Raw genomic sequence first — 20499 nt, forward strand, 5'->3', positions numbered from 1 at the left:
GCGTCTGCCGCCCTCGCCCGCGAGCGCGTCCGCGAGGTGCTCGACGGGGCGTACGACCTCGAACGGCTCGCCTCCCGGTCGGCGTCCGGGAGCGCCGGCGCGTCCGACCTGCTGTCGGTCCGCGACACCCTCTCTGTGCTTCCCGCGCTCGCCGACGCCATCGAGGGGACCGAACTCGCGGACTCCCCGCTCGCGGACGTCGTCGCGCGGCCCGACCGAGACGCCGCGGCCGACCTCAGGGCGGAACTCGCCGATGCGCTCGCCGAGGACCCGCCGAAGACGGTCACACAGGGCGGGTTGTTCCAGAAAGGCTACGACGACGAACTCGACGACCTCATCGAGCGCCACGAGTCGGCGAAGTCGTGGCTCGACACGCTCGCCGACCGCGAGAAGCGGGCCCACGGCCTCTCGCACGTCACCGTCGACCGAAACAAGACCGACGGCTACTACATCCAGGTCGGCAAGTCGGTCGCCGACCAGGTGCCCGACCACTACCGGCAGATAAAGACGCTCAAGAACTCCAAGCGCTTCGTCACCGAGGAGTTAGAGGAGAAGGAACGCGAGATTCTCCGGCTCGAAGAGGCCCGCGGCGACCTCGAATACGAACTGTTCGAGGACCTCCGCGAGCGCGTTGCTCAGCACGCCGAACTCTTACAGGACGTGGGCCGGACCATCGCCGAAATCGACGCGCTGGCGTCGCTCGCCACCCACGCCGCCGGCAACGGCTGGACGCGCCCCGAACTCACAGACGCCGGGGCGCTCGACATCGAGGCCGGTCGCCACCCGGTCGTGGAGACGACGACCGACTTCGTCCCGAACGACCTGCACATGGACGACGAGCGCGGCTTCCTCATCGTCACCGGGCCGAACATGTCCGGCAAATCGACGTATATGCGGCAGGCGGCGCTCATCACGCTCCTCGCGCAGGTCGGCAGTTTCGTCCCCGCCCGCTCGGCGACCGTCGGCGTCGTCGACGGTATCTACACCCGCGTCGGCGCGCTGGACGAACTCGCGCAGGGCCGCTCGACGTTCATGGTGGAGATGCAGGAACTCTCGAACATCCTCCACTCGGCGACCGAGGACTCGCTCGTCATCCTCGACGAGGTGGGCCGCGGGACCGCCACCTACGACGGCATCTCCATCGCGTGGGCGGCCACCGAGTATCTGCACAACGAGGTGCGCGCGAAGACGCTGTTCGCCACGCACTACCACGAACTGACGACCCTCGCGGACCACCTCGACCGCGTCGCCAACGTCCACGTCGCGGCCGACGAGCGCGACGGCGACGTGACGTTCCTCAGAACCGTCGTCGACGGGCCGACCGACCGGAGCTACGGGATTCACGTCGCCGATTTGGCGGGGGTTCCGCGCCCGGTCGTCGACCGCGCCGCCGACGTGCTCGACCGACTCCGCGAGGAGAAGGCCATCGAGGCGAAGGGCTCCGGCAGTTCGGAGCCCGTACAGGCCGTCTTCGACGTGGGAAGCGGGCAGATGAACGTCACCGAGGCCGGCGGCTCCGGCGGCGACTCGTCGGGCTCCGGCGCGCCCGCGAACGGTGCGACCGGAAACGGGTCGGTCGGTGCGCTCGCCGACGCGGGTTCCGAGACGGAGGCGGACGCCGCGGCCGCGCTGGACCCCGAAACAGAGGCCGTCCTCGACGAACTGCAATCGACAGACGTGAACGACACGTCGCCGCTGGACCTGATGGCGAAGGTGCAGGCGTGGCAGTCGAAGCTGGACGGCGGTGACGGAAAGTGAGCGACATCAGACAGCTCGACGAGAAGACCATCCAGCGCATCGCCGCCGGCGAGGTGGTCGAGCGACCCGCCTCGGTCGTCAAGGAGCTGTTCGAAAACAGCCTCGACGCGGACGCGACGCGCATCTCCGTGGCCGTCGACGCCGGCGGCGTGGAGGGCGTTCGCATCCGCGACGACGGCGTCGGCATGAGCGAGGAAGACCTCGAACTCGCCGTCCGCGAGCACACGACGAGCAAAATCGGCGACATCGAGGACCTCGAAGCCGGCGTCGGCACCCTCGGCTTCCGCGGCGAGGCGCTCCACACCATCGGCGCGGTGTCGCGGCTGACCATCCGGTCGAAGCCCCGCGGCGGCGACGTGGGAACCGAGTTGCAATACGAGGGCGGCGAGGTCGAGTCGATTCGACCCGCCGGCTGTCCCGAGGGGACCGTCGTCGAGGTCGACGACCTGTTTTACAACACGCCCGCCCGCCGGAAGTTCCTCAAGACGACGGCGACCGAGTTCGACCACGTCAACGCGGTCGTCACCCACTACGCGCTCGCCAACCCCGACGTGGCCGTCTCGCTCGAACACGACGACCGCGAGGTGTTCGCCACGGAGGGCCGCGGCGACCTGCAATCGACCGTGCTCTCGGTGTACGGCCGCGAGGTCGCGGAGTCGATGGTCCCGGTCGAACACGACGCCCCCGGCGTCTCCGTCTCGGGGCTCGTGAGCCACCCCGAGACGACCCGGAGCGCCCGCGACTACCTCTCGACGTTCGTCAACGACCGCTACGTCACCGACCGCGTGCTCCGCGAGGCCGTCCTCGACGCCTACGGCGGCCAACTCGACGCCGACCGGTACCCCTTCGCGGTGCTGTTCGTCGACGTCGCGCCCGACGCCGTGGACGTGAACGTCCACCCGCGGAAGATGGAGGTCCGCTGGAACGACGAGGCGGGCGTCAAGCGCGAGGTGACCGAGGCGGTCGAAGACGCCCTCCTGAGCCACGGTCTCGTCCGGTCGTCGGCCCCGCGGGGCCGGTCGAAAGCCGACGAGGCGGCTATCGAACCCGGTTCGTCGGACGACGACGCGGCGCAACTGGACCCCCACGAAGTCCGGGAGTCGGCGTCAGACGGCGAATCGGACGACGCGGAACCCACGTCAGCGCGGGACGTGCAGTCGGCGCGGGAGGCTCGGGAGTCACGAGCGGCCCGCGAGTCGGGCGCTCGGGCGAACTCGGACGCGACCGCGACCGACGACGCCGACCCGGACACCACGCCTGCAACTGAACGGGGGGCGGGAGTCGGTTCCGACAATTCGGCTGACAGCGACGCGTCCGGTTCGACTACCGAGACGCCCGCCGAATCGCCCGCTCAGACCTCGAACCCGTCGTCCGCGCCGCCGACGCCGCCCCGCGAGTACGACCTCGCGCCGGGGCCGGAGACGACAGAACAGTCGTCGCTTTCGACCGACGACGGGGACGAATCTGAACCGACGCCGGACGCGGCGTCGTCGGCCGAGTCGGAGGGGGAGGAAAACGCGTCCCGAAGCCCTCCCTCGCGCATCGCCGCGCCGACGACCCAGCGCGACCTCTCGGGCGAGGAGGCGGACCTCTCGCCCGAGTTCGACTCGCTGCCGTCGATGCGAATCATCGGCCAACTCGCGGACACCTACATCGTCGCCGAGACCGACGAGGGGCTGGTCCTCGTCGACCAGCACGCCGCCGACGAGCGCGTGAACTACGAGCGCCTGAAGGGCGAGGTCGAAGGCGACACGCCGACGCAGGCGCTGGCCGAGTCGGTCGACCTCGAACTCACCGCGCGGGAGGCGGCGCTGTTCGAGGAGTACCGCGAGGCGCTGGCGCAGGTGGGCTTCCACGCCGGGCGAACCGGCGAGCGGACCGTCTCGGTGCGGACCGTGCCGGCGGTGTTCGACGCCGCGCTCGACCCCGAACTGCTCCGCGACGCGCTGACGGCGTTCGTCCGCGAGGAGGTCGACGGCGGCCGGAAGACCGTCGACGCCGTCGCCGACGAACTGCTGTCCGACCTCGCGTGCTACCCCTCGATTACGGGCAACACGTCGCTCCGGGAGGGCTCCGTGCTCGACCTGCTCGCGGCGCTCGACGACTGCGAGAACCCCTACGCCTGCCCCCACGGCCGACCGGTCATCGTCGAGTTCGACCGCGACGAAATCGCCTCGCGCTTCGAGCGCGACTACCCCGGCCACGGCGGGCGGCGAAGCGAGGAGTAACCGAGCGGGTCGGTCGCGTTGCCCGCCGCTGTCCGCGACCCGGCCGCCGATTCTCGGAAGCGATAGCATCGGCGAGGATTCAAGTCCGGGCACCGAGACGGTGGAGGCGATGAACCCGCTGGTCTTTCTGGGCATCTGCTTCGGGCCGCTGGTGCTCGTCGTCTCGTACCTCTTCACCGCGGCGACGGGGCCGAGCGTGCCGCCGTGGGCCGACGCGGTCGGGCAGGCGATTCGGCTTTACGGGACGGCGGCCGCCGTGGTCGTCGGGCCGCTGGCGCTCCACGTCGACCGACTCGACCTCGCCCGCGAGAGCGACTGGGTTCCCTCACCCGTGTACTACCTCGTGGCGGTTCCGTTCCTGAGCATCCCCATCGCGTTCATCTACCTCGTCAGACGGTTGACCTCCGCGTGACCCGGCCGGGAGGGCGGCCGAATCGACCGCGGGCGCTTCGTTCGACGGCAACGCCGGAGGTTTATATCGCGCCCGCGAACGGCCTCTCATGACCGCATTCGTGACCTTCGGCGAGACGATGCTTCGGCTGTCGCCGCCGCGTGGCGAGCGACTCGAAACCGCCCGCGAACTCGAAGTGCAGGCGGGCGGCGCGGAGAGCAACGTCGCCGTCGCCGTCGCCCGACTCGGACGGGACGCCGCGTGGTGCTCGAAGCTCCCGGACTCGCCGCTCGGCCGGCGAATCGTCAGCGAACTCCGGAGCCACGGCGTCGACACCGACGGCGTCGTCTGGGCCGACGACTCCCGACAGGGGGTGTACTACCTCGAACACGGGGCGGCCCCGCGCCCGACGAACGTCGTCTACGACCGCGCCGACGCGGCCGTGACGACGCTGGAGACGGACGAGTTCGACCTCGACGCCGTCCGCGACGCCGAGGTGTGCTACACGACCGGCATCACGCCCGCGCTCTCCGAGACGCTCCGCGAGACCACGGCCGACGTGCTCGACGCGGCGCGGGACGCCGGGACGATGACCGCCTTCGACCTGAACTACCGGACGAAGCTCTGGTCGCCCGAGGAGGCCGCCGAGGCCTACCGCGAACTGCTCGGCTCCGTCGACCTGCTTTTCGCCGCCGAGCGCGACGCGGCGACCGTCCTCGGGCGCGACGGCGACGCCGAGTCGGTCGCTCGCGGCCTCGCCGAGGACTACGACATCGAAACCGTCGTGGTCACTCGCGGCGAGGAGGGATCGCTCGCCGTCTCCGGCGGAACGGTGTCCGAACAGGGCGTCTACGAGGCGGAGACGTTCGACGCCATCGGGACCGGCGACGCCTTCGTCGGCGGCTACCTCGCCAAGCACCTCGCCGGCGGGAGCGTAGCCGAGTCGCTGCAGTGGGCGTCGGCGACGGCGTCGCTCAAGCGGACTATCGAAGGGGACATCGCCATCGTCAATCCCGAAGACGTCGAGCGCGTCGTCGCCGACGAGGGCGACGGCATCTCGCGGTAACGCCGACGGGCGAGGAGACGACCGGACGGCCGACCGGCAGGCGTATTTCCGTCCGTCCAGTAGCCGCCGATATGGAGGTCACGACGACCGGCCGGTTCCGGGTCTATCGCAGTCCGCGCGACGGAGACGAACTCCTCTTGCTCGAACTCCCCGAGGAGCGCGTCGACTGGACCGACCCGGCCGTCGAGACCGACGCCGACGACGCCTACTCGCCGACCTACGTGCCACAGACCGGCTACAACGGCGACCTCGCAGAGCGCGTCTCGGCGCTCGAACCCGGCAACGAAATCGAGGCCACGCTGACGCTGGGACGACGGCGACCCGCGCTTTGCGGACGTGTGAGCGAGTCCGTCGACCGGACCCGATTCCAGCGATTCGTCGGTGCCGCGACGGGGCTGTTCGAGGCCGCCCGCGAGACGTGGCGGGCGACCGGCGACGGCGAGGCCATCGGCTCGCGCGTCACCTACGGCACCGACGGCGACCCGAACGCCGTGCTCTACGCCTTCGCGAAACAGCCCGGCGCGCGCGACCTGTTCGACGAGTTCGGCGACGGCGTCGTCCCGCTGGACCCGCTTTTGGACCGCCTCGACGACGAGACCGACGCGCCGGACGCGCCCCGCGAGGTGTTCGTCCTGCGCCCCCTCGACGAGGAGTTCGTCCTCGTCGCCATCGCGCTCGACCGCGAGGGGCTGTTCGCGCGGACGATGCGCGACACCTACTGCTGACGCCGCGGTCGCCGCCAACTCCCACCGCGACTCGCTCGGTCACGCGGGGCCGTCGTCGGCGTCGCTCGACGCGCGGGACCCGCACTCGGAACACCGGTAGACGGTTCGCCAGCCGCCGCCGGTGACGTACCGCCGCCGAAACGAGTGTCTCGCGCCGCATTCGTCGCAGACCGTCGGCGGCCCGTCCGGGTCGTCCGAGTCGTGCATACGCCGAGTCGTGGCGGAGACGACCTAACTGTCACGCCGGCGGGCGTCGGCGTCCCGTCGTTTCCGAGCGTCGAGCGGTCGAAAGGGAGTCCGGCCGGTTGCGAAGGGCGGGGGACGGGAAATCGACAGAAAAGCGGGGCGACGAAGCGCGTCAGCGCTCCTGTGACCAACGCTGGTAGACCGCGGAGCCGCCGAGGACGGCGAAAACGAGCGCGGCGAGGGCGGGCGCGCCGACGTTCGAGACGACGGGGACGCCGACGACGACGGCGATCATGAGGACGATTCCGAGCGCGGCGAGGGCGGCGTAGTACTCGCTCCACGAGAGTTCGCCCTCGGGGACCACTTCCATGTAGACCGTCACGTCGCCGGCCTCGGCCAGCGAGACGACCTTCGACTCCTCGTCGTAGGTCACGATGTCGAGCTCGGCGAGCTTCGGGATGTGGGTCTGTTGCAGCGAGACGTAGGCGCTCTGTCGGATGTTTCGCGGCGGCGGCGACTCCCCGGTCTCGGCTTCCGCGATGCGCTCCGAGAGTTCTCGGAGGGTCAGGTCGCCGCCTTGGAGGAACTCGATGGCCATCCGACGGCGGTCGTTACTCAGTACCTCGTGAATTCGCGTCTCGGAGAGTCCGGGTTCGGATGTTGTCGCCATACGAGGATTCGATCGATTTGTGACTGGTCGCTTCTCCTATATCAACAGTTCGCCTCCGGTATCTGAATCGAAAACGCCGACGGCGGCAGAACACCCGGACGAAACCCCCGTCAGCCGCGGTTTCGACGCGAATCGGCGACCGATATCCGCGGCGGGGTCGGCCAACAGATACATCAGGCACCGTTCCCCCGTCGCGGCGCGAGCGAAGACGATTCGGGGAGCGATACGAATCTTTAATAGGATTACCCATCGGAGTTAATATATGACCGTCGTCAGCGTCTCCATGCCGGAGGAGCTTCTGGAACGAATCGACTCGTTCGCCGGCGAGCACGGCTACACGGGGCGAAGCGAGGTCGTCAGGGAGGCGGCCCGAAACCTCCTCGGCGAGTTCGAAGACAAGAAGCTCGAAGACCGCGAGCTGATGGCCGTCGTCACCGTCATCTTCGACTACGAGACGACCGCCGTCGAAGAGCGGATGATGGGCCTGCGACACGAGTACGAGGGCCTCGTGAAGTCGAACTTCCACAACCACGTCGGCAACCACTACTGCATGGAGCTGTTCGTCCTCGAAGGACAGCTCTCGGACATCTCGACGTTCGTCGGGAAGATTCGCGCGACCCGCGACACGCTGAGCGTCGACTACTCGGTGATGCCGGTCGACGAGTTCACGGGCATCGTCGAGGACTGACGGTTCGGGACAACCGCCGCCGGGGACGACGCCGACGAGAAGACTCAACAGGCCGCGGCGACGACATCCGTCGATGAGCGACGCCGTCCCCATCGTCATCTACACGCGCACGGAGTGCCACCTCTGCGACGAGGCGGAGGCGACCGTCCGCGACGTCGCCGCGGAGGCGGACGTCCCGGTCGATATCGACCTCGTGAACGTCGACGCCGACGACGAACTCCGCGAGACGTACGGCGAGCGCGTGCCGTACGTCTACGTCGACGGCCGACCCGCGTTCAAGTTCCGCGTCGACGCCGACCGGCTCAGGGAGAAACTGACCGCGGCGCGGTCGCTCGACTGAATCGACGGGACGGGAGGAGACGGGGCGAAACGGGCCTACGCCTATCACCTCGGCGCGCCTTTTGGTACCCATGGAAGCTGATAGACGACTCCTTCGAGGGGCGCGGGAGCGGCTCGACGGGTGGACGTACACGGCCCGCGACCGGGCCTACCGCGAGCTGTTCGCCGGGGACGACGCCGCCGTCACGGCCGAGGAGCGACCAGCTTCTCGACGAGGTGGACGCGGAACTCGCGGGCGACGGCGAGCGACGGGCTACTGGGGCACGGACGAGTACGCCGTCGTCATGGGACATCCGAAGAACCACCCGATTTCGGTCGTCTGCACCCGACACCCCGACGATTCCGGCGTCGTGGTCCCGGGGCGGCGAGAGCCTGACCGAGCCGGAGCGAGAGCAGTTCAACGACCTCCTGTGGGACTACTGCGAGCGCGTCCGCCGGTACGTCCAAGACGAGGTCAACGAGTTCGTCGGCGTCGCGGGCGTCCCCGAGGAGTAGTTCGAGGGCGATGCGCGTCATCCACCCGGCGGACCACCGGACTTGCTACCGCTGCGGCGAGCGCGCCGACGTGGCCGTCGCCCGCGGCCACGACCTGCGGTACAGCTGTTGGGACTGTTCGTACGCGCTTCTCGAACACGGCGGCGTCATCGTCGCCGGCGAACTGGGAAAGTCTCGCCCACGGTCGCCGTGAGCCGCGGCCCCCTGTAGATGGTACCGTTCTGCCCCTCCGTTCGCCTCGATTCCGACGACGTGAGAACGAGTCCCGTATTCAAGCCCGCGGAGACCCTACCTGTCGACCATGAGCGATGGAGATACGCTGGACGCCATCCGTGAGTTCGAACACGGCGGAACCACGTACAAGATGGCGGACCTGACTGTCCTCGAAGAACAGGGCCTCTGCGAACTCGACAGGCTGCCGGTGAGCATCCGCATCCTGCTGGAGTCGGTGATTCGGAACGTCGACGGCGACATCGTCACCGAGGAGGACGTGCGAAACGCCGCCTCGTGGGAGCCGGACGTGCCGAACGTCGAAGTCCCGTTCACGCCGTCCCGCGTGGTGCTACAGGACCTGACGGGCGTGCCCGCGGTCGTCGACCTCGCGGCGCTCCGGTCGGCGGCCGACCGCGCCGGCAAAGACCCGAGAATCGTCGAACCCGAGGTGCCCTGCGACCTCGTCATCGACCACAGCGTGCAGGTGGACTTCTTCGGCTCGCCCGACGCCTACGAGAAGAACGTCGAACTGGAGTACGAGCGCAACGCCGAGCGCTACAAGGCGCTCAAGTGGGCGCAGAACGCCTTCGACAACTTCAGCGTCGTCCCGCCGGGCACGGGCATCGTCCACCAGGTGAACCTCGAACACCTCGGGCGCGTCGTCCACGACCGCGAGTGGCGCGGCGACCGCTGGCTCCTCCCCGACACGCTCGTCGGCACCGACAGCCACACGCCCATGATAGGCGGCATCGGCGTCGTCGGCTGGGGTGTCGGCGGCATCGAGGCCGAGGCGGCGATGCTCGGCCAGCCCATCACGATGAAACTCCCCGAGGTCGTCGGCGTCAGACTCGACGGCGAACTCCCCGAGGGCGCGACCGCGACCGACCTCGTGTTGCACGTCACCGAACAGCTCCGCGAGGTCGGCGTCGTCGACCGGTTCGTCGAGTTCTTCGGCCCCGGCGTGGGGAACCTCTCCGTCCCCGACCGGGCGACCATCTCCAACATGGCCCCCGAACAGGGGTCGACTATCAGCGTCTTCCCGGTCGACGAGGCGACGCTGGACTACCTCGAACTCACGGGCCGCGAGCCCGAACACATCGAACTCGTTCGCGAGTACCTCGACGCGCAGGGCCTCTTCGGCGAGCAACACCCCGAGTACACGGAGACGGTGGACGTCGACCTCTCGGCGGTCGAGCCGAGCCTCGCCGGGCCGAAGCGCCCGCAGGACCGCGTCCCGATGGGCGACATGAAGACGCACTTCCGGAAACTGCTCCACGGCGAGTTCGAGGAGGTCGTCGACGACGTCGACGAGGAGGCAATCGCCCGCTGGCTCGGCGAGGGAGGCGACGGCGGCGACGGCGAACTCGCGGGCGACGGCGGGACGCTGACCGAGACGCCCGAGGCGGCACCCGAGGAGCCCGACCTCGGCGAACTGACGAAGCGCGTCGAGGTCGACCTCGACGGCGAGACGGTCGAAATCGGCCACGGGAGCGTCGTCGTCAGCGCCATCACGTCCTGTACGAACACCTCGAACCCCTCGGTCATGGTCGCCGCGGGGCTCCTCGCGCGCAACGCGCTGGAGAAGGGGCTCGACGTGCCCGACTACGTCAAAACGAGCCTCGCGCCGGGCAGCCGCGTCGTCACGGAGTACCTGAAGAAGGCAGATCTGCTCCCGCACCTCGAAGCGCTCGGCTACGACGTGGTCGGCTACGGCTGTACGACCTGCATCGGCAATGCCGGGCCGCTGCCCGAACCCATCGAGAACGCCATCGACGAACACGGCCTGTGGACGACGAGCGTCCTCAGCGGCAACCGCAACTTCGAGGCGCGCATCCACCCGAAGATTCGCGCGAACTACCTCGCAAGCCCGCCGCTCGTCGTCGCCTACGGCCTCGCCGGACGGATGGACATCGACCTCGAAACCGACCCGCTCGGCACCGACGACGAGGGCAACGCCGTCTACCTCGCCGACATCTGGCCGGACGCCGACGAGATTCGAGAAACGATTCACGACAGCGTCGATCCGTCGATGTTCCGCGAGAAGTACGCCGAGGTGTTCGAGGGCGACGAGCGCTGGGAGGCGCTCGAAGCGCCGACCGGCGACGTGTACGACTGGGACGACGAGTCGACCTACATCCGCGAGCCGCCGTTCTTCACGGACTTCCCGCTGGAGAAACCCGGCGTCTCCGACATCGAGGACGCCCGCTGTCTCCTGACGCTCGGCGACACGGTGACGACCGACCACATCAGCCCCGCCGGGCCGTTCGGGTCGAAGCTGCCGGCCGGCCAGTGGCTCATGGACCACGGCGTCGACCCCGTGGACTTCAACACCTACGGCTCCCGCCGCGGCAACCACGAGGTAATGATGCGCGGAACGTTCGCCAACGTCCGCATCGAAAACCAGATGCTCGACGACGTGGAGGGCGGCTACACGATTCACCACCCGACGGGCGAGGAGACGACCGTCTTCGAGGCCAGCCAGCGCTACCGCGAGGAGGAGACCCCGCTCGTCGTCCTCTCGGGCGTCGAGTTCGGGACCGGTTCCAGCCGCGACTGGGCGGCCAAGGGCACGGACCTCCTCGGCGTCCGCGCGACCATCGCCGAGAGCTACGAGCGCATCTACCGCGACAACCTCGTCGGCATGGGCGTCCTCCCGCTCCAGTTCGAAGACGGCGACTCGTGGGAGTCGCTCGGCCTCGACGGCTCCGAGCAGTTCGACATCCGCGGCCTCGACGACGGCCTCGAAGTCAACGACGAACTGACCGTGGTCGCCACGACGGACGACGGAACCGAAATCGAGTTCGACGTGACCGCGCAGGTCGGCACGCCCGCCGCGGTGACGTACGTCGAAAACGGCGGTATCCTCCACTACGTGCTCCGTCGGCTCCTGACCGAGAACTGAGTCAGGACGCTGCGTCGGAGAACTGAGTTAGGGGACTGAGTCGGACCGGCGGCCGGCCGCCTCCGACCCACGCGTCGGACTCACCGAGAATCACGAACCGCCGAAGACGCGTAGATTCATCAGCCACGGAGTGCTATGTGATGGCATGGCAACCGTGACACCCGCGGTCCGCCCGACGTGGACGGACCTCATGCGTCGCGGAGCGGCGACCGCGGCGGTCGCAACCGTCGCGAACGCGCTCCTCTTGACGCTCGTCCTCGAAACGGGCCTCGTCGAACCGTTCGCACCGCTTTCGTACCCGCCGGTCGTGTTCCTCTCGGCCACCGGTGCGGTCGCGGCGACGCTCGTCTACGGGCTGCTCGCGGGCCGCGTCGCGGACGCGGACCGGACGTTCTTCAGGGTCGCCGTCGCGGTGCTCGTGGCGTCCTTCGCACCCGACCTCGGACTCCTGTACGTCGACCCCGGAGCGACGGTGCCGGGCGTCCTCGTACTGATGCTGATGCACGTCGTGGTCGCGGCGGTCTGTGTGGCGTCGCTCACCGAACTCGGCTGGGGCGTTCCGGAGGGGAAACGCCCGGACGCGACCGACGAGTGACCGACTGACGTTCGACGCGTCGGCACTCCCGTGTCACTTCCATTTAGGATGGCCTAAAAACCGAAGACACTATGTTGTTTTAGGTTGGCCTAAATGGTATGACCAGAGCGGATTCCGAGGCAACCGCGGCGACGGCACCCTCGCAGGGAGACTGAGATGAACACTGAGCGCACCGCGGGCGTCAGGGACGCGCTGGACCGCGTCGAACGCGAGCGCGAACAGGTGCTGGCGAAGCGGCGGGCAGTCGAGCGGTTCGAACGGCGCGTTCGAAAGCTCGCAACACAGTCGGACCACCCGCCGGCAGGGACGGCCCGAGCGACCGCGTGCGGGACCGCGCCAGTGCCGACGGCGACGCGACGAGACGCCGGCGCTGGGCCGGGGCGACAGCGGGTCCGTGAGCTGTTCGCGGAGACGATACGGCCTCACAGCGTCTCCGACGTTAACGGGTCCGAGCCGCTCGCGGTGACGATTCGCGAGGAGTTCGGCCCGGAGGTCGCGACGGTGCTCTCCCCGGACGCCGGGAGCCGCTTTACACCGGCGGTCAAGGAGGCGGTCGTGTCGGCGGCGACGGACCGGAAACGGGGCCTCGACGGGATGTGCCGGGCGCTCAACGCCGAGGAACGGTCACTCCGAGCGGCGCTCGCCGTGCTGGACGAGTGCGAGAACTGGCTGGGGCGGGCGGACGCGACGCCGCTTTCGGAACTGGGATTCGACGCTCTCCGGTGGCGTCACGAGACGCTCGCTGAGCACCGGGAAGCGTGTGACCGGGTGGTCCGCGAGCGACAACGGCATCTCGACGGTGCGACCCGCCACACCGCGTCGGTCGAAATCGACCACCGGTTTCTCGCTGAGTATCTCTACGAGGACCGCGCGACCGACTATCCGGTCTTGACGGCCGCGGCCCGCGTGGTGGGCGTCTGCGTGGATTGTCAGCGGGCCGTTCGCGACCACCTCGTCCGCCGCGTATGATCGGCGCGCCGCAGTACCTCCTCACGCTGTACATCGCCGAGCGGGAGGACGGCGAGGAGACGCCGATTTCGCCGGGCTACGTCGCCGACGCGCTCGACCGCTCACCGCCCGCTGCGACGGAGCGCCTCCAGAACCTCGACGCGAAGGGGCTCGTTCGCTACGAGCCCTACGAGGGCGCGACACTCACTGACGAGGGCCGCGACGCCGCCGAAGAACTCTACGACACCTACCGCATTCTCTCGCGGTTCTGTCGGGACGTACTCGGCGTCGACGACCACGAGGACGAGGCGATGCAACTGGTCGGAAACGTCAGCCCGACGGTTGCCGAACGGCTCGCGGCGACGCTGCTTCGCGGGGGCGACAACCGCGGCGAAGCGACCGAGGCGGCCGAATCGGCGTCGCAACCCTCTCCCGACAGCCCCGCGAGTTGAACGCGTCGCGGTAAACTCGGCCCGATAATGATGATTGTCAACAAATGCCACGCAAATACCGCCGCGGAACCGCACCCTTTTTGTTTTAGGTTTCCCTAAACCCTCGTAATGGCCGCTGGTACGCAGTCGAACGCTGAATCCGCGTCGGAACCGGACCGACCCGACTCCCCCGAGATATCCGTCTGCAAGGGCGGTCCGGGGAAATCGGTGTTCATGGAGTCGGGCAACAGCGACGGCTGGATTTCGAGCGACGTGACCGTCGACGTGACGCGATAGCGTCCCGTTCGAACCGGAGCGCACGCGACGCGAACGTGAAGAGCGCGGTGGCTACGGCTCGCGAATGTCACGGCGACAAAAAGCGTCGAACGTCGGAACGGGGGCGTCGTCCTCCGACGCGTCGGCGGCGGTGCTTACTGGACGAGCGTGTCGTCTTCGAGGTAGTGGTCGATGACGTGGGCGTGTTCTTCGATTTCGATGAGTTGCTCGCGGAGCATGTGCGCCGTCGCGTGGTCGCCGAGACCCGCGGCGAGTTCGATGTGTTCGCGGTAGCTCTCGATGATGTCGCCGTACATCTCGAGGTCGTTCGAGAGCGACGTGCGGATGTCGTAGACGTCCTCGTCCTCGGGCTCGACGGTTGCCGCCTCGCTCAGCGCCGGCATGCTGGCGTGGGGGACGCCGCCGATGGACTGGAGGCGCTCTGCGATTTCGTCCGCTGCCTCCTCGACTTCCTCGTAGGCCTCTTGGAGGAACTCGTGGATGCGGAGGTGCTCGGCGCCCTCGACGTTCCAGTGGTGCTTGTGGAGTTGGTGGTAGAGGACGTACGCGTCTGCGAGGTCGGTGTTCAGCGCTTCGATTATCTGTTCGGCCTTCTCGGTGTCGAGCCGAACGGGGTTGTCGCCGACGCTACCTGCTTCCTTGAGGACGGACTTCTGCGTGCTCATTACAATCAGTAGTTGGGGCTGAGGCCACTTAATACTTATCCGAGAACAAACAATTTTTCGTGTGGCCTAAAACGTCGTTTGCTAAATCAGCTAGATTGCTTCTAAAACGCTGAGTCATGCGTGTGAGAAGGACACACGGCGCGGAGCGACGAATCTACTTGTCGGCGAGAGATAGACCAGATATACCACATCTATTATGTATTTTTGAGCGGTTGGCGCGACGTCTCGTGGGGTGTCGATTTACGCGGCTCACTACCGGTTCGTTACTCCGGTCGAAGACGGGCGGCGCTGGAGCGCGGCCAGAACGGGGTTCGCAGGTAGTCGCCCGACCGCTGCCGTCGGCTCTACAGACTGGGGGGCGGCGGCGGGATCCGTCAAGAGATTCGTTCGACTCACGTCTATCGAGCGGAACACTCGTGTTTCGAACGGTCGGGACAGAGGCGGTATCGTACAGAATCAGACGATGCGCTGTAGGCTCGGTTCCGTGTGGAGAACGTATGGGCCCTATGGGTTTTGACATATTGGACTCTCGCCCGACCCACGTGGCCCGGAAGTGCGTATTTAAACATCCTTACAAATCGTCCGGGATGAAGTCTTGTCGGCGGCGCATGCGCTGGCGAGACGAAGCACGGTCGTAGTGCTTCTCCAGAACCGTCTCGCTCACATCACCACGGTCGGACAGCACCTCCCGAGGAGTACCGGCATCGCGATACGCAGTAATCGAGCCAGCACGGAACGGGTGCGACGAAACCGAGAACGGACACGTACTCGCGTGTTCCAAATACGTCGCGTCGCAGTCCTCGATGTCCCGGTCGTCCGGGCAGCCCTCGCCGATCTCGCACGGACGCGTCCACTTGTAGCACCACATCCGAATCGTCGTCGTCGACGGCCGGCCGTGACTCGTCGTAATCAGCGGAGCCCGCCCGTGCTCGTCGGTCACCCGGTCGCGGTGCGGACCGTCGATGTACTCCCCGACGACCTTCGCGACGTGCGGCTTCAGCGATACGTCGCGTTCGCCGTGCGTCCCGTTCTTCAGGCCAGTCCCAGTCGCCGGTCGATGCCGGAAGCACAGCGCGTTTTCCTCGCGGTCGAAGTCAGACACGTCGAGCGCCCGCAGTCCACCGAGCCGGCACGACGTTCTCCAGAGAAGCAACAGCGCGACGTGTTCCACGGTCGCGTACTCCCAGCGATTGAGGTAATCGAGAATCGAGCGCGCACGTTCGGCCTCGAGCACAGCATCCGAAACGCCCTCGCCGTCGTCAATCCGAGGAATCCGAATGCGTTCGGCGAGTTCCTCCGAGACGCCCTCGATGTCAGCGATGAAGCTCAGGAACGTCCGAAGCGTCGAGACCTGCCCTTTCATCGTCACCGCGGCGCACGGTTCGTCGCCCTCGAAATTCTCCTCACGCTTGAACACGCGGTACGCGTGAACCGTCCGCAGGTCCACGTCGTTCATGTTCATCACTTCGCCCGACCCGTGGTCCGGCGACTGGAGCCAGCGGACGAACGATTTCAGTCGGTACCGGTGGGACTGGAGTGTGTCGTCTGAGAGGTCGTATCGACGAGCATCGAGGTAGTACGACATCGCCGACTCCGGAGTAATCGGGTCGAGCTCGTCGCTCATCGAATCACCTCCGAACCGGATTCACTTCCGGCCCATTCGCTACGCTTACAACCGGGGTACGATAACTGAATCATGGCTTCCATTGTGAGGCCGCGGTCCGGGTCGAGGGCGCTGCTTTTGGTAGGGTACGCGCCCTCGAAAGGGACCGTCAGCCGGGTAATCCATTCGAGGGGGCTAGGTAAAGTACTGAGCCATAGCCGCGGAGTGAAAGTGTACGTTTGAGCGAAAGTGAAACTGATTTCTGTCAGTCTGTCAACAGCCGTCCGTCGTGGGGCTTCAATAGCCCGAGTCGTGTAGGCAAACATGCTTCCGTACCTCGATTACGGGAGCCACCGCGGGCCGGTGTTGCATCACCGGGTCCGCTTCTGACGCCGACTGAACAACAGTCAACGTCGCGTGTAGCTTCCGATACCAACAGGACTGTAGGTGAGTGACTTAATACTTACCCACAATTCTGAAGGTTTTAGATACAAATTAATACGAAGTTCGTAGTGATGAAAATAGATTTACTATATCAATGTAGTTGTAATCCATGCGCGTTCCTCTTGCCGACTGGATGACGCCTGCGGACAGGTCGATACTGGAGCGACTGCAGAACGAGGGGAACGACGAACTCGTTCTTACACCAGCCCTGATTGCAGAGAACACCGATTATGCACGGACAACCGTCCGCGAACATCTTGGGACACTCCTTGACCACGAGCTGGTCGAGTACCACGACGAGGAGCGAGCAATTTACCGACTTTCTGAGAAAGGTCGTGCCTATCTCGCCGGAGAGATCGACGCCGCCAAGTTAGAGAACAGCGAGTGAGCAAGCACCCACCACCCTTACCCGTAAAGGGGGCGGGTGGCTGGGTGAGTTGTACAGATATGTCATCAATCAGTTTCAATGGAATGGTAGATTTGGTTTGAATTAGCAAAGATGGTTTTTTGCCAATATTTCCACAGTTCGATTACTCCTGATCATCCCCTCTCAAGGCATCAGCAACTTCAACTGGAAGAGAATCGCCATATTCTTTCGTCTTATCGCTAGATGTATAAATGCTCATTCGCAGAGATAGTCCTTGGACAGACCAGTTATTGTACTCTTCTGGAAGATCTACGTTGTATATCTCAGATAGTTCTTGTCCAATTATTTGTAGAAGCATCCCGGTTGTTAGAAAGAGCAAGATAGTTATCGGAATTGAACTTGAATAGTATGCAAATTGCACACCAAAAGAGGGATTTTGTAAGGACTCTCCCAGAACAGCGACAGAGATTCCTGCAATAAATGACGCTGGGAGGACAATAGCTTTTAAACCCACAATCCACTTAGTTTGTGTCCATGTTTTGTGTAAACTGATTTTATTTCTAGAATTCTTTACCGATGATGAAACTACACCATTGAATTTCCCAAGAATGGCACCGAATGAGGCACCAGTGAGTATTAAGGTCAATGTTATTATGAAAATAGATGTGTCTGAAGAAGTCACGTAGACGACGATATATGCGAAATAGACAAGGATAGCTGACGCCCAGAAGACGAATACCAAGAATATCTTACCTAATTTGAGAAGTATTCCACCGTATCTATTCCTTGACCATTTTGTCAGAATGGTACACCAAACAGCCACCGGTGGTGAAGTCAAAAGTGCTGTAACCGTTGGAGAAGGGGCATCTCTACTTGATGAACGTAATGCCGCTGTCGCCACTACGGAGAAGAGAGCAGCATTGATTGCGTAATCTCTAGGCGAATCAATTGCTGCGACATCGGTCCACAAAAAGGTGAGATTTAGAAACAGATTTGAAATAAATTCTAAAGGAGGGATTGGCAAATCAAGGGCTCTGGTGAATCGCCATACAGCGGTTGATTTGGCTATGTTGCGGCACGCTTGATGTTGTGAACGACACATTTCAAAACGAGTTCACGAAATTCACGGTACCACGTTCGCGCTCGCACGGCGTCGCCGTGCGTGCGCTTGATCGACGAGAAGACAGTCTCACACATCGATCTCTGGCGGTATCGAGGCCCATCGACCCGCGCGTTATGCGCGTGGTCGATGGGCCGGAAAATACGATGTTTAATCAGCGGTCTCACGCCTTCCTCGCGTAGTTTCTCGCGTAAATCCATCCAGTCGTAGCCTTTGTCGGCGGCGAGGCTGTGCAGGTCGCCTGCGTTGCGGCAGGCGACCTGCCAGCCGAGTTGTGTGTCGTGGGTTTTCTCGGTCGTACAATGAACGTCGAGAACAGCTTGGGTTTGAGTATCGACGAGAGCCGTCGCTTTGAGTGTCTGAACGCGATAATTCGTGCGGCGGCAGTAGTGCTTGCTAGCGTTTTCGCGGTCGAAAAAGGTGGCATCGATGGCGGCGTGACCCGAGGGGTCGTGCAACTGCGCCGACAGGCGCAGCAGCACTCGCCAGACCTTCATCTGAAACCTATCAAACGCCTTAACGAGCGTCGAGTGATCAGGGAGATCGCCCTCTTCGAGGCCGATCTCGGCGAGAATATGCGGCATTTCGCTCAGCAGATCCAGTGCGTTGCGGTACGACTCATCGAGGTAAATCCGCAGACAGTGCAGTGATACGAGAGCGTAGTCGGCGAAGCCGCCACCCCCTTCGGGGGCGGCGACTTCGCCTCGGTCACCAACAACATTTTTAGCCAACGTGACCGCTTTGCTCGTGAAGCGGGAGATTTTCGACATAGAGCATCGACGGTTTCCCGCTTCATCTTCCAAATTCTACCGGTCGAAACCGACGCCGTCTAGTGATTCACCAGAGCCGAAGAGTGCCATTTTAGCTTCGTGAGGCTCTGGCGAACTACTATACTGAGGTTGATTTCGCTATGTCATGGATCGCTTGATGTTGTGAACGGCACATTCGACGGGTTCATGGAAATCTCAATACCAGTTCCCCACACGCAGTCACCACTGCGTGCGATTGGTGAGAAGAGGGTCTCACATATCGACCTTTGCTGGTATCGAGGCCCATTGACTCGCGCGTTATGCGTTTGGTCGATGATCTAGAAGATGTAACTTTCATTAAGCGGTCTCACACCTTCTTCTTGTGATTTTTGCGCAATCGCAAAGTCGATCCTTTGTCAGCGACGAGGTTGTGCAGGTCAACTGTGTTGCAGTAGGCGACCTGCACAGCCGAGTTGTGTCGTAAGTTTTCTCGTTGTATAATGAACGTTGAGAACCGCCAGAATTCTGTATCGATGAGAGCCGTCGTTTTGAGTGTCTGAACGCGATAATTTGTCCGGCAGCAGTGGTACTTGCTCTCGTTCCCGCAGTCGAAAACGTAGTACGCTCTTCTGTAGGAGATTGTTGATACAGTTCAGCTGCTGCTCTGAAATCGAAGAGGGCAAGGACACCGCGCTAGCGGTGTCCGACACGAATGATTCCGCTCGATGTGTTTGGCTCAGAATCGCTCGCAGCGGACCTGCTGGAACAGGTTCGCTGGCGTGACGGCGTCGAATGCCCCCGCTTCCGTTCTGACCGAACGGTCAAGAACGGCAGCTATGGGGCGTTTCAACGCTATCTCTGTAAGAATTGCGACCGCACGTTCAACGATAAGACGGGCACAACTTTCGCTCACTCGAAGGTTGCGCTCCGCAAGTGGTTGTTCTCGATCTACGCGTTCTTGCGGTTCAACACGAGTCTCCGCCAACTCCAGCGAGAGATTGGTGTTACCTACAAGACGATGCACCGTCGCGTCGAGCGCTTTACCAGAGCGCTCGACGCGCCTCAGCTCGACCTCGTTGGACCGGTCGAAATCGACGAAGTGTACGTCTCTGCCGGATTGAAAGGCCGCGAGCGCGACCAAGAGTCGCGCTCGCGTGGCCTCTCCACGCGTGGGCGTGGTTCGTATGAGGGAGACAAACCACCCGTCTTCACCATCGTTGACCGTGGAACGGGGCAGCGATACGTCGTCCCAGCGAAATCCGCTGACGAATCGACAGTGCGACTCCTCCTCGCTGACCACGAGGAGGAGTCGCTGACAGTCTACACAGACGGATTTCGGGCATACGATCCGCTTGAGGACGACGACGAGTTCCACCGCGAATACGTCGTCCACGGTGACGGCGAGTACGCGGATGGAGACGTTCACGTCAACACCTGCGAGAGCCACGCGTCGCTGGCGCGACGGTGGCTCTCGCCGCATCGAGGTGTCTCGAAGGACAAGTTGACACAGTATCTCCGAGCCTTTCAGCTACGCAGCGAACTCTTCAAAAAACCTGGTCGAGAAGCACTCAAACACGCTGTCAAAGCGACTCTCTGAAATCAACAATCTGCTACACATG

At 64.5% G+C, this 20499-nt stretch carries 21 protein-coding genes and 2 pseudogenes; 16 read left to right on the forward strand and 7 right to left on the reverse strand.

What is annotated here, in order from left to right; all coding sequences use genetic code 11:
* From mutS to ATB1_RS17025, 5 genes are all read left to right on the forward strand, one after another.
* A partial coding sequence (gene mutS, locus ATB1_RS17005) for a DNA mismatch repair protein MutS (protein WP_042665840.1) occupies nucleotides 1-1758 on the forward strand: 1758 nt, incomplete at its 5' end.
* The gene (gene mutL / locus ATB1_RS17010; protein ID WP_042665841.1) at nucleotides 1755-3986 is read left to right on the forward strand and encodes a DNA mismatch repair endonuclease MutL; all 2232 of its coding nucleotides are present in this window, start codon (nucleotides 1755-1757) and stop codon (nucleotides 3984-3986) included. The genes mutS and mutL, both read left to right, overlap by 4 nt.
* Nucleotides 3987-4095: 109 nt before the next feature.
* Nucleotides 4096-4398 carry a hypothetical protein gene (locus ATB1_RS17015; RefSeq protein WP_042665842.1) on the forward strand — a complete coding sequence of 101 codons (303 nt, stop codon included), beginning with the start codon at nucleotides 4096-4098 and terminating at the stop codon, nucleotides 4396-4398.
* Between the two features lie 88 nt (nucleotides 4399-4486).
* The gene (gene kdgK1 / locus ATB1_RS17020) at nucleotides 4487-5443 is read left to right on the forward strand and encodes a bifunctional 2-dehydro-3-deoxygluconokinase/2-dehydro-3-deoxygalactonokinase (RefSeq protein WP_042665843.1); all 957 of its coding nucleotides are present in this window, start codon (nucleotides 4487-4489) and stop codon (nucleotides 5441-5443) included.
* 71 nt (nucleotides 5444-5514) lie between these two features.
* A complete protein-coding gene (locus ATB1_RS17025) occupies nucleotides 5515-6168 on the forward strand; it encodes a DUF6663 family protein (protein WP_042665844.1) in 654 nt (217 codons plus the stop codon).
* 39 nt (nucleotides 6169-6207) lie between these two features.
* On the opposite strand, the gene ATB1_RS22555 is transcribed toward ATB1_RS17025, so the two are convergent.
* Nucleotides 6208-6375 carry a hypothetical protein gene (locus ATB1_RS22555; protein ID WP_167344134.1) on the reverse strand — a complete coding sequence of 56 codons (168 nt, stop codon included), beginning with the start codon at nucleotides 6373-6375 and terminating at the stop codon, nucleotides 6208-6210.
* Between the two features lie 151 nt (nucleotides 6376-6526).
* On the reverse strand, nucleotides 6527-7024 hold the full coding sequence (locus ATB1_RS17030; RefSeq protein WP_042665845.1) for a hypothetical protein: 498 nt from the start codon (nucleotides 7022-7024) through the stop codon (nucleotides 6527-6529).
* A 262-nt stretch (nucleotides 7025-7286) separates the two neighbouring features.
* On the opposite strand from ATB1_RS17030, the gene ATB1_RS17035 reads away from it, so the two are divergent.
* From ATB1_RS17035 to ATB1_RS22560, 9 genes and pseudogenes are all read left to right on the forward strand, one after another.
* Entirely contained in the window at nucleotides 7287-7712 is a 426-nt protein-coding gene (locus ATB1_RS17035) for a CopG family ribbon-helix-helix protein (RefSeq protein WP_004970423.1), read from the forward strand.
* Nucleotides 7713-7785: 73 nt separating this feature from the next.
* Complete coding sequence (locus ATB1_RS17040) at nucleotides 7786-8052, forward strand: glutaredoxin family protein (protein ID WP_042665846.1); 267 nt, start codon at nucleotides 7786-7788, stop codon at nucleotides 8050-8052.
* Between the two features lie 70 nt (nucleotides 8053-8122).
* Nucleotides 8123-8546: pseudogene (locus ATB1_RS17045) on the forward strand (hypothetical protein).
* 10 nt (nucleotides 8547-8556) lie between these two features.
* Nucleotides 8557-8739 (forward strand): hypothetical protein, encoded by a 183-nt coding sequence (locus ATB1_RS17050; RefSeq protein ID WP_042665847.1) that lies wholly within the window; start codon nucleotides 8557-8559, stop codon nucleotides 8737-8739.
* Nucleotides 8740-8847: 108 nt separating this feature from the next.
* Nucleotides 8848-11661, forward strand: a complete 2814-nt coding sequence (locus ATB1_RS17055) for an aconitate hydratase (RefSeq protein WP_042665848.1) — start codon at nucleotides 8848-8850, stop codon at nucleotides 11659-11661.
* Nucleotides 11662-11806: 145 nt separating this feature from the next.
* A complete protein-coding gene (locus tag ATB1_RS17060; protein ID WP_042665849.1) occupies nucleotides 11807-12256 on the forward strand; it encodes a DUF6069 family protein in 450 nt (149 codons plus the stop codon).
* 156 nt (nucleotides 12257-12412) lie between these two features.
* On the forward strand, nucleotides 12413-13225 hold the full coding sequence (locus tag ATB1_RS17065; protein ID WP_042665850.1) for a hypothetical protein: 813 nt from the start codon (nucleotides 12413-12415) through the stop codon (nucleotides 13223-13225).
* Nucleotides 13222-13656, forward strand: coding sequence for a metal-dependent transcriptional regulator (locus tag ATB1_RS17070; RefSeq protein ID WP_042665851.1), 435 nt, complete (start codon nucleotides 13222-13224; stop codon nucleotides 13654-13656). Before ATB1_RS17065 ends, ATB1_RS17070 begins: the two co-directional genes overlap by 4 nt.
* A gap of 108 nt (nucleotides 13657-13764) precedes the next feature.
* Complete coding sequence (locus ATB1_RS22560) at nucleotides 13765-13932, forward strand: hypothetical protein (protein ID WP_004973301.1); 168 nt, start codon at nucleotides 13765-13767, stop codon at nucleotides 13930-13932.
* 134 nt (nucleotides 13933-14066) lie between these two features.
* Here the strand turns inward: ATB1_RS22560 and dpsA are convergent, their stop codons facing one another.
* Both dpsA and ATB1_RS17080 read right to left on the reverse strand, forming a co-directional pair.
* The gene (dpsA, locus tag ATB1_RS17075) at nucleotides 14067-14597 is read right to left on the reverse strand and encodes a DNA starvation/stationary phase protection protein DpsA (RefSeq protein ID WP_004065235.1); all 531 of its coding nucleotides are present in this window, start codon (nucleotides 14595-14597) and stop codon (nucleotides 14067-14069) included.
* A gap of 571 nt (nucleotides 14598-15168) precedes the next feature.
* Complete coding sequence (locus ATB1_RS17080; RefSeq protein ID WP_042665852.1) at nucleotides 15169-16221, reverse strand: site-specific integrase; 1053 nt, start codon at nucleotides 16219-16221, stop codon at nucleotides 15169-15171.
* Nucleotides 16222-16753: 532 nt separating this feature from the next.
* Between ATB1_RS17080 and ATB1_RS17085 the strand changes: the two genes are divergently transcribed.
* Nucleotides 16754-17032, forward strand: coding sequence for a winged helix-turn-helix domain-containing protein (locus tag ATB1_RS17085; protein WP_241768323.1), 279 nt, complete (start codon nucleotides 16754-16756; stop codon nucleotides 17030-17032).
* Nucleotides 17033-17174: 142 nt separating this feature from the next.
* On the opposite strand, the gene ATB1_RS21800 is transcribed toward ATB1_RS17085, so the two are convergent.
* The 3 genes and pseudogenes from ATB1_RS21800 to ATB1_RS24625 form a co-directional block, all read right to left on the reverse strand.
* Entirely contained in the window at nucleotides 17175-17981 is an 807-nt protein-coding gene (locus ATB1_RS21800; RefSeq protein ID WP_128081497.1) for a hypothetical protein, read from the reverse strand.
* Nucleotides 17982-18076: 95 nt separating this feature from the next.
* Entirely contained in the window at nucleotides 18077-18901 is an 825-nt protein-coding gene (locus ATB1_RS17090; protein WP_042665854.1) for an IS5-like element ISHvo1 family transposase, read from the reverse strand.
* A gap of 138 nt (nucleotides 18902-19039) precedes the next feature.
* Nucleotides 19040-19493 (reverse strand): annotated as a pseudogene (locus tag ATB1_RS24625) (IS5/IS1182 family transposase); the annotation flags it as partial.
* A 99-nt stretch (nucleotides 19494-19592) separates the two neighbouring features.
* Here ATB1_RS24625 and ATB1_RS17095 point away from each other — a divergent pair.
* Nucleotides 19593-20477 carry an IS1595 family transposase gene (locus ATB1_RS17095; RefSeq protein ID WP_042665855.1) on the forward strand — a complete coding sequence of 295 codons (885 nt, stop codon included), beginning with the start codon at nucleotides 19593-19595 and terminating at the stop codon, nucleotides 20475-20477.
* The last annotated feature ends 22 nt before the right edge of the window (nucleotides 20478-20499 follow it).

The organism is Haloferax sp. ATB1 (assembly GCF_000730175.1).

Excerpts from the sequence above, each read along its gene's own strand:
- ATB1_RS17015 (WP_042665842.1), top strand. The coding sequence starts at position 4,096 with ATGAACCCGCTGGTCTTTCTGGGCATCTGCTTCGGGCCGCTGGTGCTC.
- kdgK1 (WP_042665843.1), top strand. The coding sequence starts at position 4,487 with ATGACCGCATTCGTGACCTTCGGCGAGACGATGCTTCGGCTGTCGCCG.
- ATB1_RS17025 (WP_042665844.1), top strand. The coding sequence starts at position 5,515 with ATGGAGGTCACGACGACCGGCCGGTTCCGGGTCTATCGCAGTCCGCGC.
- ATB1_RS22555 (WP_167344134.1), bottom strand. The coding sequence starts at position 6,375 with ATGCACGACTCGGACGACCCGGACGGGCCGCCGACGGTCTGCGACGAA.
- ATB1_RS17030 (WP_042665845.1), bottom strand. The coding sequence starts at position 7,024 with ATGGCGACAACATCCGAACCCGGACTCTCCGAGACGCGAATTCACGAG.
- ATB1_RS17035 (WP_004970423.1), top strand. The coding sequence starts at position 7,287 with ATGACCGTCGTCAGCGTCTCCATGCCGGAGGAGCTTCTGGAACGAATC.
- ATB1_RS17040 (WP_042665846.1), top strand. The coding sequence starts at position 7,786 with ATGAGCGACGCCGTCCCCATCGTCATCTACACGCGCACGGAGTGCCAC.
- ATB1_RS17050 (WP_042665847.1), top strand. The coding sequence starts at position 8,557 with ATGCGCGTCATCCACCCGGCGGACCACCGGACTTGCTACCGCTGCGGC.
- ATB1_RS17055 (WP_042665848.1), top strand. The coding sequence starts at position 8,848 with ATGAGCGATGGAGATACGCTGGACGCCATCCGTGAGTTCGAACACGGC.
- ATB1_RS17060 (WP_042665849.1), top strand. The coding sequence starts at position 11,807 with ATGGCAACCGTGACACCCGCGGTCCGCCCGACGTGGACGGACCTCATG.
- ATB1_RS17065 (WP_042665850.1), top strand. The coding sequence starts at position 12,413 with ATGAACACTGAGCGCACCGCGGGCGTCAGGGACGCGCTGGACCGCGTC.
- ATB1_RS17070 (WP_042665851.1), top strand. The coding sequence starts at position 13,222 with ATGATCGGCGCGCCGCAGTACCTCCTCACGCTGTACATCGCCGAGCGG.
- ATB1_RS22560 (WP_004973301.1), top strand. The coding sequence starts at position 13,765 with ATGGCCGCTGGTACGCAGTCGAACGCTGAATCCGCGTCGGAACCGGAC.
- dpsA (WP_004065235.1), bottom strand. The coding sequence starts at position 14,597 with ATGAGCACGCAGAAGTCCGTCCTCAAGGAAGCAGGTAGCGTCGGCGAC.
- ATB1_RS17080 (WP_042665852.1), bottom strand. The coding sequence starts at position 16,221 with ATGAGCGACGAGCTCGACCCGATTACTCCGGAGTCGGCGATGTCGTAC.
- ATB1_RS17085 (WP_241768323.1), top strand. The coding sequence starts at position 16,754 with ATGCGCGTTCCTCTTGCCGACTGGATGACGCCTGCGGACAGGTCGATA.
- ATB1_RS17090 (WP_042665854.1), bottom strand. The coding sequence starts at position 18,901 with ATGTCGAAAATCTCCCGCTTCACGAGCAAAGCGGTCACGTTGGCTAAA.
- ATB1_RS17095 (WP_042665855.1), top strand. The coding sequence starts at position 19,593 with ATGATTCCGCTCGATGTGTTTGGCTCAGAATCGCTCGCAGCGGACCTG.